The following is a 13458-nucleotide window of genomic DNA, read 5'->3' on the forward strand; positions in this document are numbered from 1 at the left end:
ACGTGTACATTATGGATGGAGCTAGCTCTATAGGAATTGCTGGGATTATAACGCTATTAATTTTCTTTATCATGATGGGTCTTGTATTATATCTGATCTTCTATCTTGTGATGAAGCGGTCTGGCGTGAAAGAGGAAGTATCCGCATTAAGGATGGAAGTGCGAGTGTTACAAGAGGAAGTAGAGCGGAACAGGCGGGAATTGGAGAGTATAAAGTCTCGTTAACCGTCTGTACGTACTATATGTAGATACGTGGAATAGCGTGTTCAATAGTAAGAGAGGATAGGGGCTCTTTGCCCCTTCCTACTCAATACAGCCTGAAACTGTTTATTTCAGCCTTAGCGGGCCACGTATACGTCATCTATTTCTTGGCAAAAAAACTAAGTGTTCCGGTGCTTTCATCAGCACTCACAAACAGGCTGCGTCCGTTAACCCGATGAATGCCTTCTGGTGACTCTCCGGCTGTAGGAATCAGACCCAGATAGTTCGGATTGACCGGATCAGCAAGATCGAAGAACAGAATGGCATCTGCCCGTTCGGAAGCGACCGCTGCATACGTTGTGCCGTCCACCGTAGCCACGGTCAGATTCTCCACTTCGCTGCCTTTGTTGGGACTGCGATCATCCGGGTACAAGCCAACCATGGCGGTTGCCGTGTCAATGAGGTTTTGGCTATCGTACATCCGCTTGCCTTGCAGATCCCAGACAGCAATATTACGTCCGCCTGCTTTTACCCCATCCTCAAATTCATTCTTGCCCAAGTCTCCTTCATTCGCTGTCAGCAGGTATTTACCATCTGCTGAGAAAGCAATCCCATCCGGTTCATAACGAGCTGTCAATGTCTCTTTAAACTGAATCATGCCATCATCTTTCAGATCCGCTTGATGTGAGGTGGTACCGAGAGCGAAGATGGAGCTGATCTTTTTGGTCTCCAAATCTACGATGGCAACGACGTTGTTCTCCTGTAGCGTGATGGCTGCAGTTTTGCTATCCGGACTAATAGCAACATACTCCGGTTGTGGATCATGCGGATAGATGGCGCCTTTAACATGGTCCAGAGATACCGGCAAGTTCGTGATTTCACCTTCCAATACGTTCCCGCCAGCAAAAGATACAACCATAATGCTACCCGGACGTTTGGCGTTGGCATAGTCAATTTCATCGGCAGCTTTATTCAGCTCTTCGTCTTCTATGGCAATCACCGCATGCAGACCGTCAGGAGACAGGGCAATCGAGTCAGGACCAATACCGAGTTCATATGTTTTTACAGTTTTGTAGGTTGTCAGATCCACTATGGCAAGTAATCCTTTGTTTGCTTCACTGTCCGTATCCCCGGTACGAATAACAGCCAGACCGTATTTGCCGTCTTTGGACACGGTTACACTGGTGACTTCAGCTTTGGCAGAGAGCTCATGGAAGCTGACTGTTTTCAATACGCTGATATTTTTCAAGTCAGCAATGTCCAATACAGAAATGCTGCCATTGTCCGCTTCGGTTACGAGCAGGCGCTGTCCATCTGGCGTAGAGGCTGATATTTCTGCTTTGCCACCGGGCATCTGAAACGATGCGGTTCGTTCAAAACCGGTTTTATTTTGTTTCAGGATCAGTTGATCCGTAATTAATTTTAGCGTTTGGGAAGATACATACGTTGTACCTTTGGTGATGTAGCTTTTACTGTCCAAAGGCGTTTTTACCCCGTTAATGGTTGCTGAGAACGTTCCTATAGGAAGTTGGACTTTAGTATCTGCGATCTGGATATCAACACTGCGACTGTTTTCGTTCCAGGTGACCGTACCTTGCATATTTTGGATGGCTGTACGCAGTGCAACTTGATCGTTGGCAGGTTTAGTTGCATCAGCGGCATGAATCATGGATGTGTAGCTGGTTGCTCCTGCGCTAAGAATGGCGGTCATCGACAGAACGGCAAGCCATTGATTTCTCTTTTTCAATGTTCCAGATCCCCTTTATCGTTTCGTGTTGTGATGGTGTGTGCAATTGTTTTCAGACATGGCCTAGTATAGGGGTGAAATGTTAAAAAGAAATAAGAGAAGCCAGCAAGTTATGTAAAACATTTATATGCTATAGTCAGACAAAGTCAGAAAGTCAAAGAAGGTCAAAATAAAAGAAAAAAGGATCTATTTTATAATAATGAACCATGGTGAAAGAAGATCGGTTTTTTTCGTCTTTTACGGACTTTGAGCCTTGTTTGCACGAGTATTATAATAATCAATGTAAGCAACACCAATAAACCAACCACACAAAAGGAGCTGATTTTCATGTTTGATCTGATTCCGTTTCGTAAACGAAATGAAGACCCGTTCGGACACATGTTGAAATCCTTCAATGACATGGTTGAGAACTCATTTCTCTCGCCTTTTGGGACTGGCTCGCAGCCATTTCGTACTGACATTCGTGAGGATGAAGACAAATATTGGGTAGAAGCCGAGCTTCCGGGCATTGCCAAAGAGAATATAGACATTCAAGTTGAAGGTAAAGAATTGATTATTCGTGCCAAACGTAATGAGCTGGTGGAACAGAAGGATGACTCCAATCGGATCATTCGGCAGGAGCGTCGTTCAGGCGAATTTATCCGGCGTTTCTATGTAGATCATATTGATGAGGAGCATATCAAGGCCAGATTGGAAGATGGTGTGCTGAAGCTTGAGATTCCAAAACGCCCTGGTGATGATCCATCTCGCAGACGCATTCAAATTGACTAAACCATAGAGAATTGAAATCAATTGTTTCCTTATATGATGAAAAACATGCAGGAGACATCCATAAGGATGTTTTCTGCATGTTTTAATTTAGACTGAATTAGAAGAGGGATCGTTGAACATCAGATTGAATATCCATTTTGCTGATTCCTTTATTTCTCGGTCGCTGCCTGCATGAGCGCATATATCTTACGTGTGGTATTCACGTTTCTTACGGTCATATAAGCATAGACTTTGGAACCCACAAGCTTGTTCATGCCACTTTTGGATGCATCCTCTCTGCTGACTGAATACAAAATGGCACCGGGAACATACATCAGTGTGCCGATTTCGGGTTTGATGGGCAGTTGATCCAGCACGGAGGGCTCGTTGATCTCATCCCAGAGGAACATCACATCACTTTTGGCCGTGTCGTCATTAACCCATTCCGCTGGGAGCGCTTCGATAACGCTTTGGATTTCATCCATATTCCGCACCATCACCTTGATCTGTAAGCCGAAATCAGCGGCGATGGCCTGTTCCAACGTAAGGGATATCTCCCTATTCGCATCAGCACGTTCTTGATGATCAGCAAAAATAATATTGCCAGAGTTGATGTATGTAACGACATCCAGCATGCCAGCTTGTTCAAACGTTTCTTTTAGCTGTTTCATGTTCATTTTATTGTTCCCGCCTACATTAATACCTCGCAGCAAGGCTACATAGATCATAGGGATGCCCCTCCAATTTCTTCAATTCAACGGTTTAACAAAATGACAGATACTCGAAGAGATGAGCAGTATATTCTTCTCCCAACAGATCCTGCAATAAAGGCTCCACTTGTTCCAGAACCTCTGGCTTGGTCTCATAGGTTTCTTCATCTTTCAATTCTCCAGCATAGCTCCGTGCCGCTTCAATGAGAATGGCTAGTGCATTGAAAAAGTCAGACAGCGAATCGGCAACACGGTTTGGTTCTCCACCTGTAAAAGCGGCATATACGGGAGAGTGCGGTGCTTCCACATCCACAATTAAAGGATCATCGTTAAAGTTTGCGATGACGACATGATTTTTTGGCCAAGTGGAGGACTCCTCATAAGGTTCATTCATGCCAATCCAGCGGAACCCCAGTTGCTGACGAAGCAGATGTTCAGGTGCAACAAAGAAGATCAATGCGGCATCACCGATCTCGACGGCGGCATTTTTCATTTTGAGTGTACCTTCAGCGTCTGCATCCATCATTTCATAATGACTGTACAGGTATTGAAGTTCCGGTGAAAGCGGTATTCGTGTATCTACTTCCGGCTGGTGATGGTGTTTGCGCGGACGAAGATCATGATTTTTGAAAAGCCCGTAAGCTTCATTATATAAATCCTGCTGTTCCACAAAACGGCTTAAGGCCGCATCCAGTTGTTGCATGTTGTCTGATTCCTCCTACTTGTGTAGTTTCATCGTATCCATTGGTTAGCGCTGGATGCCTGACCAGAAGACATTCCAAGTGATCGCCAGCGCTTGTTCATAAGATTGCCGTGTCTCATATACGAGCTGTACGTCCAATCCATCCATCATGGTCACAAAGGCCACGGTGGCTTCTTCCGAACTGAGGCGTATATCCGGATGTTTGGTAAAGACGGCTGCTAACTCTTCCTTCAGTGTCCCGAGATACGTTCGATATTGGGCCAACACAAAATCATGTACCTCCAGTGGTGTGATGAACGACAGGATATACATAAAAGCCACGTTTGGATGGGTCAGGAAACGATTTTTGTGTTCATGCAAAAAGGCGTACAGCTGCTGATCCAGAGTTTGGGTAACAGACTCACTGAAAAATTGGCGTACAAACTGCTGTTCCTCCTGCACAACTTCCTCGTATAACTCCAGCAATAACGCTTTTTTGGATGAATAGTGATAGGCCAGAGATTGCTTGCGGATGCCTGCTTCTTCGGCAATCTGCGCCATCTTGGTCCCCTCATAACCCAGACGATTAAAATGTTGAATGGCAATTTCCTTGATTCGTTTTTTACTCAATGTCTACCTCCAGTTGGCGAGCGGTATACCTCTGCTGTTTTTGGGAGTATACCAAATATAACAAGATATATACCACAAAAATGCCTATAGCGATAGCGTACACCACTGTATAGGAAAATACAGAAGCCACCACGCCAAGGATCAACGAACCACCGCCAATCCCGAGGTCAAAAAAATTAAAGAAGGAAGCCATCGCATTTTCATGCTCATGTTCCTCCACAAGGTTCACACACCAGGTCTGAATCGCCGGGAATATGGCACCGAAGCCAAAGCCGTATAACGCGCCAGCGATCAGGAATTGCACATCATGTTGGGCGATAATTAGAACCAACAGTCCTGCGATTGCAAACACCGCAGAAGGCAACAACACGGAGCCTGGACCGTGTCGATCAAACATTTTCCCAGAGAACAACCGAACAGTGAAACTGGCGATAGCAACGATAAAGAAAAACCAGGCGACATTGTTGAATCCTCTCTCGGCGGCAAATAAAGCCACAAAGGACATGATGGAGCCGGCTGCAATGCCAACCAGCATGATCAGCAGCGAAGGGAACAGTACTTTCTTTTCGATCAACTTGACGGTTGCAGCTGGAAGTTTGACGTTTTCGTGATTAGGTAACCCCTTGGGCTTTCTGGAAACAAACACGGCCATCAGGAGAGCTAGCAGCAAAATGCACATGCCTCCCATAAACAGGCTCTGATAGTCACACTTAAACAACAGACTGGTACCAATCAAGGGACCGATGGATATGGCGACGGTCTCGCCTACGCCAAAATAGCCCATACCTTCTCCCCGACGATCTCTTGGTATGTTTTCAGTGGCAATCGTTGCAAAATATGTCGTTGCCAAACCAAATCCGAATCCGTGGATCACTCGAAATAGAAGAATCATCCAAATACCTGACGATAGGTAGTATGCACCTGTCATTAATGCACAGATAGTGATACCGATAATCAACAGATATTTTTTATCTATTCGAGCTGCCAAAACAGATGTGAAGGGGCGAATCAAGATGGCGGAAAACATAAATACGCCGGTAACAAGCCCAATTTGGGAGGCTTCGCCACCAAGACTTGAGACAAACAAAGGCAAGGTGGGGAGTAACATTTCAAAGGCCATAAACAATAGTGCGTTGGCTAACATGATGAAAATAAATGATCTTCCCCAGAGTTGCTGAGGTGTAGGGCTGGTAGTCGAAGTGCTCATAGGATCCTCCATGTATACTGATCTCTGTCGGCCGACATGTTGAAATGATTTTACCTGACGATGGTCAGATTGTAAAGTGCGTTTCGATATGCAAACATGATTTTTTTGGTGCAGGTGAGATTCAGCCTATATGGTAAGAAGTTAAGAGCTAGATTGTATCAAAAGAAACGAAAAGAAGCCTGTGCATATGGGGAAGTGATCCCACACAACACAGGCTTCTTTAATTGGTGTGAAAATAGGAGGGGCTAATTCCACTGGAATAGCATCAGATTAACGTTACCGCGGAGCAAGGTAGCCATACGACTTCGCTGGAGAATTCGCATGAAGGCGGAAATCTTCGCTCGGTTCATTCATAAATGCCGGATCCACATATATGGAGTGTGCATCGTTACCAGATCCCTTTAGGTAGGCGGCGATGCCGGAGTAGGCCTTATTTTTCCAAACCCACAGGGCATCTTCCTGCTCTCCTGGTGAGTAATAGACATTATAGTCAAACATATTGCCGGTATTGGTTGTATATTCATTGTATATCAGGACTTCCGAGCTGCCCGATACGAGAATATTGCGCATGAACGTATTGTTCTTCGTCCGTGACTGCATGAATAACTGTCCATTGCCTGCATTCAGGGTGTCATTCCCTACAAGCGTATTGTACATAATCTTGCTATCCTCGGTAGCTCCACGTTCATCGTCATAACCTCCCATGGCAATGCCCGTCAATCGGTTGGAATAGATCAGGTTATCCCGCACGGTAATGTTGCTGGTTGAACGCCCGGCATGCTCTGAGGCTATCTCAATTCCGATGTCGTTCCTGTATACCCGGTTCTGGTCGATGATATGATCTTTCCCGCCATCGACATAGATGCCACCAGCCGAGTTGCTATCATTGGGCAGGTCAGTTCCATAGGAGGGATTGTTATTGGACGTAATATCGTATACTTCGTTGCCTCGTACAATGCCGTTCCGAGCCTGATCGTACGTGTCGTCTTCGGACGTACCCTCATACCCGATCAGATCAATACCAATGTTGTCGGAATCATGGATGATATTGTTCTGTATGGCAAAGGTATCGACATTGCCGTTGACTGCAAGTGACTCACTGGAACCAAGGGTAAGATCATACAATTCATTATCCTTAATGATGATATCGCGTAATGCTTGAGGGTGCTCTGTACCATATAGGGCAATACCGTGGGCATCCCTGCCCCTCAAATTGGGACCCTCAGGAGGTGCGTAACTAGCGATCGCGTGTATGGTGTTACCCAACAACTGAATATGCTCACCTGCCCCGTGGACATAGATCCCGGTTGGAACCTGGCCCCCCAGAGTGGTCGTGAAGTTACGAATTTCGAGGTTTTGAATGGTGATATAACTGGCATTCTCAATTTCAATCAGTCCTTCGATGCCTCGAACAGCGAGGCCTTCTCCATCAATGACGACATTCTCTTGCGGATAGCTGGCAAATAGGGTCGGATTACCGGAGGAATGGCCGCTCCGGGTGATTTTGACTTTCTGATGATAGACACCTTCACGCAAATAGATCGTACTTCCTGGCGAAGCATGGTCGGCTGCGTGCTGTAACGTTTTCCACGGAGATTGAAGGGTTCCTTTATTCGCGTCGTTTCCATGGGGGGATATGTAATGGATGACCTGAGGATCCAACTTTTGAACAGAAACGGGTGTCTTCATGGACTGGGTGCGGTCCTGACAACCAGATGCGAATAACAGTAGAATCGGCATAATCAGCAAAACTGTACGAATCAAAGTTGTTCCTCCTTTGTATTTACCTGCGAAGCTAGATTATAGCAGATTTGAACGGGTTAATAAGCCATGATATGCTTTTTATCAAATCAGGGAGGAGACTGCTCATGAATACATTAACTGTAGCTGAATTAGTAGATCGGGAGAATCACGCATGGGAAGAACTCAAGGAACTTCTGGATAGCGGGCAAAATACATATGTGTATGTTCCAGCAAAGCAGGAGGCGGGAGAGGATACCCTCTATCGTCTGCAAATAAGTACGAAATCCTATTTGGGAGTTGTTGCTTATGAGACAGAAGGTATCGTACTTGACCATGGCTGGATCACGCTGCTTGGTGCGGGTGGTGACAGTACATATGGAAGCCTCACCAGTTGGAATGGTGTGAGTGAGCAACCTTGGGTAGATGTTCTGGAAGGTATGATGATCGTCGCATATGATGCGGCAGGTGGTTTCTTCGGACTGGATACAGGCAAGTATGGCCGTACGGGACATATCTATTATTTTGCACCGGATACACTTGAATGGGAATCGACAGAACTGACATATTCAGAGTTCATTAACTGGCTGGCGGATGGCGATCTGGGGCAGTTCTATCAGACGTTTCGCTGGAAAGGTTGCAGGAGGATATGGCACAGCTCCAGACGGGACAAGTATTTGCATATTATCCACCACTTTGGACCAAGGAAGGTGGCGGCGAGAGCAGTAGCAAATCCCCAATTAGCATCATGGAGGCCTGGAAGTCAGCCCTGGATGGGAAATAGTCGGCATGCTGCTTGAGAAGGATAAGGAGTGGTGGCTATTTCATGGAATGCATACTCATTTTTGAAACTGAAACCTCCTGTCCGAATTCGTAAAAAGGCTCGCGCTAAGGCGCGAGCCTTTCTCTGTTGAACAATTTAACTACCGGATGCAAGAGGTTCCATGCCAGAGCGTGAAGCTCTGCTATGCCAGACGGTCAGACCCAGTGAAACAACGCAGACGAGCAACAGACAAGCGTATACCACATGATAAGCTTCCTCTACTGATACTCCCGGAATGCTGTGCAACAGCAACCCGCATACCGCTACAGATACCGATCCACCGAAGAACTGAATCAATTGTAACATGCCCATTCCTGAACCAATCTGTGATTTGGGCAGCACACGTGAAGCTTCATTATTCAATGAAGCCATAGATGCCGAGAGTGCCGGTGAGAAAAAGAGATAACCACTGGTAATGATCAGGGCGGATTGATCCAGTCCGAGCATGAATAAGGCAAGTACCGCTGCGAGCAGGATGTGTCCGATGATCATAAACCGCATATTGCCATAACGGTCGATCCAGCGGCCGACGAAACGGGTGCAGAATGCTGCAACAATGGCTCCTGGAGCAATCAGCAAACCGATGGCGAGCGATGAGCGTCCATAGAGATCTGCGAGCACAAGCGGCATCAAGAACAGATTGCCCAGATTCACGACCAGCACGCAGAATCCTATAAGAATTAAGCGGGTGTATCCTGGTGTTCGAAACACTTGTGGATTCACAAACGGAAGACTCGCTTTCCGAATATACAGGAGGTGTGCTACAAGTGAAATAACGCCAATAGCTAACCATAACCAGGACTGCTGGGTGATCGCGACGAGAAGTGTAGTTGCATTAATGACGGTTAGTATGGCACCAATAACATCAAACGGCTGATCCGTTTTGACGGATTCAGGTGGTAGAAAATAGAGCAGGACAGGCAGGGCGAGCAGGACAAGCACGGTTATGGCAAAAAGTCCGTTCCAGCCCCAGTACTCACTAATAAGTCCGCCGACAATGGGGCCAAGTCCAAAAGCCATGGCGCTGCCTGATGAGATGAGTGCGATGGCAGCTCCACGCCGTTCCACCGGGATGTAACGACTCGCGATGACGAGACCCAGACCAGCCATCACCCCTGCACCTGCAGATTGCAGAATGCGTGTGAGCAACAGGATTGCGAAGTTATGTGCGAACAACCCCAGCAATGAAGATAACCCCAGGATCAGAAGCCCGACCGTGAGCAGTTTGCGTACCGGAATTCGGTCTGATAATCGACTGTATATCACCGTTGACAGGGCGTAACCAATGGAATAACTTGAGATGACCCAGGAACCCAGGTCTGAGGTAATCTGTAGATCATGAATAATGACGGGCAATGAAACATTGAACATGGTGGTGTTCATCACAACGATGAACAAGCAGCACGTCCAGAGTGGCATGACAATTTTATCTTTCACGTGACCATTCCTGTCTTATCTATGAATGTGAATTCGGATTGAGCATGGATGAAAATGTGATGAAAAGCAATATATCATTTTACACTTCATTTTATTATATGGCAATAATGTCATACTGAATATCAGTTGAATTTATGTAATGCAGAGTTTTAATTTATAGACTAGTTCCCTTAAATTGGGTAAAATGATGGTTGGAATACATAACTAGATTGATTATTTTATAAGGAGTTTACAGTATGGATCACTTACTATTAATGTCCCACAGAGTATTTCCGACGTTGGATATGAAGCGAACAGCACAATTTTATGAAAAAAAGATGGGCTTTCGTGTGGTCGAATATCTCAATGCAGCCGAACCTCATATCTGTCTTTATCGTGATCTTACCGAGATTATTTTAACCCAAAGCAATGGACAAAAGGTAATACCCAACAGAGAATTATATGGTTACGGATATGATGCCTATTTTATTACCAAGAATCAGGAAGAGCTTCAACAGGAATTGATCAACGCAGATGTGAAGATCGTACGTGCCCTCAATCATACAGACTATAATAACAAAGAGTTTGTGATCGAGGATATTGATGGACGATGGATCGCTTTTGGCATCAAACAGGGGTGAATTTGATACAGAAACAGGCGCTCCGATCACGGGCGCCTGTTTGTGCATACGTACGATATCTGAAGAGCTTATGCCGCAGTAACTTGTTTGCCGCGATTGCGAACCCACTTGATGACATCCATCAGAATGACGGCAACAAGAGCGAGTCCGCCTGCAATCAGGAACTCATTCCAACCGAATGTATCCGGGATAGCGAAGACGCCGCGAACACCTGGAATCAGTGTGATTGCATAGAGACAGAGACATACCAGAATGGAACCAAGCACAAATTTATTGGTCATGAAGCCCACCTGGAAGATGGTTTGTGTATTGGAACGTGCTGCAAAAGTTTGCAGACTGCGTGCCAGAATCAAGGTGGTGAAGGCCATAGCTACGCTGATTTCCTCCGAGATGCCAAGCCCGATATATTGAGATACGATTACAGCCGCACCAATCAGGACACCACGCGTAATGACCGCTTGCAGGGTTCCGCCTGCGAAGATGCCTTCGTTAATATCGCGTGGTTTACGCCGCATGACATCTGGCTCGGGCTTTTCTGTGCCCAAAGCGATGGCAGGCAGGGAGTCGTTCACCAGATTGATGAACAGCAGTTGAAGGGCCGTGAACGGATTCACCCAGCCAACCACCAGAGCAAACAAAATCGCGATAATAGCACCGAGATTACCCGCGAACAGGTAAGCGATCGCTTTTTTGATATTATCAAATACCATCCGCCCAACACTGACTGCATTCACAATGGAGACAAAGTTATCATCCGTCAGAATCATGGCAGCAGCATCCTTGGCGACATCCGTTCCGCTACCCATCGCTACGCCGATGTCGGCCTGTTTCAGCGCAGGTGCGTCATTGACTCCATCTCCGGTCATCGCTGCAACCTTGCCTTTGCGCTGCCATGCACGCACAATCCGGATTTTGTTCTCAGGTGATACTCTGGCGTATACCGAGATGTGTTCAAGTTGTTGATCCAGCTCTTCATCGGACATTTTGTCCAGTTCGGCGCCGGTAATGGCGAGATCATCCGGTTCGGCAAGGCCGATATCCACACCGATGGCCTGAGCCGTCGTTTTGTGATCTCCGGTGATCATGATGGTGCGAATGCCCGCTTTTTTGGACTCTTCAATCGACCCGTATACCGCTTCACGCGGCGGGTCAATCATCGCTGTCAGACCAACCAGTGTCAGATCATGCTCGTCATCAATGGTGACCTGGTTTTTGTCATCAAATTTTTTGTACGCATAGGCCAGTACGCGGAAGGCACGTTTGGAGAAGGCCTCATTTTTCTCTTCAAATTGTGTGCGAATCTCGGGTGTGAGGGGCTGAACTTCACCATTGATAAACACATGGCTACAGCGACTGAACAGTACATCTGGTCCACCTTTAGTTAGCAAAGCCGTCTGTCCCTCAAAGGTATGAACGGTACTCATGAGCTTTCGATCCGAGTCAAAAGGAAGCTCGGCTTCACGCGGGAACTGGTCACGGATTTCATTGTAATCCTTGTTCACCCGGTTGCTGAAGGCAATGAGTGCCACTTCGGTTGGATCTCCCAGTTCCTTGCCTTCCTGGTTAATATTCGAATCATTGCAGAGCACTGCAATATGTAACAGACGTCGTTCCTCCTCCGACCACTGATCGGGATCATCGGGGAATTCTTCCTTGGTGCCATGGGGAATGTAATAATCCACAACCGTCATCTTATTCTGAGTTAGTGTTCCTGTTTTATCCGTACAGATGATGCTGGCAGAACCGAGTGCTTCCACGGCAGGCAGTCTGCGAATGATCGCATGTTGTTTGGCCATCTTATTGGTTCCGAGTGACAATACGATCGTCACAATGGAGGAAAGTGCCTCTGGAATGGCAGCAACCGCAACAGCTACAGCAAACATCAGTGCATTTACGATGGATGGCCCGATATTCTCCGTACCTTCGGTCAACCATACACGACCGGCTTCTATGCCAAAGATGAGAATCGACAACCCCAGGATGAAAAAGCCCAGTTTTTTGCTGAATGATTCCAACTTGCGCTGTAACGGCGTGTTCTTGGCTTCGGCATTTTCGATCAGTTCGGCAATTTTACCAATTTCCGTCTTGAGAGCCGTACCTGTAATAACGAGCATGCCTCGTCCATATACGACCAGTGAACCACTGAAGGCCATATTACGACGATCTCCGATTGGAGCTTCATTCGGGATGGTGTCCGCGTGTTTTTCCGCAGCTTCGGATTCTCCGGTCAGCATACCCTCGTTGATTTTCAGACTTCCTGACTCCAGGATACGCCCGTCAGCCGGGACATAATCACCTGCATCCAACATAACAATATCACCGGGAACGAGTTCCCTCGCCGGAATGGTTTTTTTCTGCCCGTCACGAATGACTTTGGCTTCGGGCGCAGACATTTGTTTTAATGCGTCAAGCGAACTCTCGGCTTTTTTGGTCTGAACTACACTGATTACCGCGTTAAGCAAAATAACCAGGAATATGATCAACGATTCAATCAGGTGTCCAAGTACAACCTGTACCGCAGCTGCAATCAGCAGCACGATGACCATCGGATCTTTGAAATTTTCAAGGAACAATTTCCAGACAGGTGTTGCATCTTTCCCTTTTAATTCGTTATATCCTTCGGTTTCAAGTCTCTTTGCAGCTTCGGAGGTTGTGAGTCCCTTAGAGGAACTCTGTACATCCTGAAGGGTTTCCTCCGCACTGTGTCTATAATGTTGCAATTGACCAGCTCCTTGAATAGTAGATTTCTCTCTGTGTATTACCCTTACGGGCAAAATCTAGAATCGTTTCATTTCCGTATTTTTTTAAGATTATGGATGATATACGATTTTTAGCTGTACACAGTATTTTTCATAATGATCCGAGATATGCCTTTTTTCGAATATTATTATTTCCAGTGTGCATGATGGTCT

General features: G+C 46.3%; 11 protein-coding genes and 1 pseudogene. 4 read left to right on the top strand and 8 right to left on the bottom strand.

The features are described 5' to 3' along the window. Positions 1-11 precede the first annotated feature (11 nt). Complete coding sequence (locus ACX9NY_RS01510; protein WP_339236462.1) at positions 12-224, top strand: hypothetical protein; 213 nt, start codon at positions 12-14, stop codon at positions 222-224. Between the two features lie 136 nt (positions 225-360). Here the strand turns inward: ACX9NY_RS01510 and ACX9NY_RS01515 are convergent, their stop codons facing one another. After that, a complete protein-coding gene (locus ACX9NY_RS01515; protein WP_472476795.1) occupies positions 361-1947 on the bottom strand; it encodes a choice-of-anchor I domain-containing protein in 1587 nt (528 codons plus the stop codon). 327 nt (positions 1948-2274) lie between these two features. Here ACX9NY_RS01515 and ACX9NY_RS01520 point away from each other — a divergent pair, with 327 nt between their 5' ends. Then, positions 2275-2718, top strand: a complete 444-nt coding sequence (locus ACX9NY_RS01520; RefSeq protein WP_339236458.1) for an Hsp20/alpha crystallin family protein — start codon at positions 2275-2277, stop codon at positions 2716-2718. Positions 2719-2867: 149 nt separating this feature from the next. On the opposite strand, the gene ACX9NY_RS01525 is transcribed toward ACX9NY_RS01520, so the two are convergent. The 5 genes from ACX9NY_RS01525 to ACX9NY_RS01545 all read right to left on the bottom strand — a co-directional run bounded on the left by ACX9NY_RS01525 (position 2868) and on the right by ACX9NY_RS01545 (position 7690). After that, a complete protein-coding gene (locus ACX9NY_RS01525) occupies positions 2868-3425 on the bottom strand; it encodes a DUF1697 domain-containing protein (RefSeq protein WP_339256643.1) in 558 nt (185 codons plus the stop codon). 34 nt (positions 3426-3459) lie between these two features. Beyond that, the gene (locus ACX9NY_RS01530; RefSeq protein ID WP_339236454.1) at positions 3460-4110 is read right to left on the bottom strand and encodes a hypothetical protein; all 651 of its coding nucleotides are present in this window, start codon (positions 4108-4110) and stop codon (positions 3460-3462) included. Between the two features lie 45 nt (positions 4111-4155). Beyond that, on the bottom strand, positions 4156-4719 hold the full coding sequence (locus ACX9NY_RS01535) for a TetR/AcrR family transcriptional regulator (RefSeq protein ID WP_339236452.1): 564 nt from the start codon (positions 4717-4719) through the stop codon (positions 4156-4158). After that, on the bottom strand, positions 4712-5926 hold the full coding sequence (locus ACX9NY_RS01540; RefSeq protein ID WP_472476796.1) for an MFS transporter: 1215 nt from the start codon (positions 5924-5926) through the stop codon (positions 4712-4714). Before ACX9NY_RS01540 ends, ACX9NY_RS01535 begins: the two co-directional genes overlap by 8 nt. Positions 5927-6202: 276 nt before the next feature. After that, positions 6203-7690, bottom strand: a complete 1488-nt coding sequence (locus ACX9NY_RS01545) for a right-handed parallel beta-helix repeat-containing protein (RefSeq protein WP_472476797.1) — start codon at positions 7688-7690, stop codon at positions 6203-6205. A gap of 104 nt (positions 7691-7794) precedes the next feature. Here ACX9NY_RS01545 and ACX9NY_RS01550 point away from each other — a divergent pair. Beyond that, positions 7795-8450 (top strand): annotated as a pseudogene (locus ACX9NY_RS01550) (DUF2625 family protein). A gap of 135 nt (positions 8451-8585) precedes the next feature. Here ACX9NY_RS01550 and ACX9NY_RS01555 read toward each other — a convergent pair. Beyond that, positions 8586-9926: an MFS transporter gene (locus tag ACX9NY_RS01555; protein WP_472476798.1), complete on the bottom strand. Its 1341-nt coding sequence runs from the start codon at positions 9924-9926 to the stop codon at positions 8586-8588. A gap of 236 nt (positions 9927-10162) precedes the next feature. Here ACX9NY_RS01555 and ACX9NY_RS01560 point away from each other — a divergent pair, with 236 nt between their 5' ends. Continuing rightward, positions 10163-10546 (top strand): VOC family protein, encoded by a 384-nt coding sequence (locus ACX9NY_RS01560; RefSeq protein ID WP_472476799.1) that lies wholly within the window; start codon positions 10163-10165, stop codon positions 10544-10546. A gap of 68 nt (positions 10547-10614) precedes the next feature. Here the strand turns inward: ACX9NY_RS01560 and ACX9NY_RS01565 are convergent, their stop codons facing one another. Then, positions 10615-13266, bottom strand: a complete 2652-nt coding sequence (locus tag ACX9NY_RS01565; protein ID WP_472476800.1) for a cation-translocating P-type ATPase — start codon at positions 13264-13266, stop codon at positions 10615-10617. Positions 13267-13458: the final 192 nt, after the last annotated feature.

It is taken from the genome of Paenibacillus sp. CB74 (genome assembly GCF_055687625.1).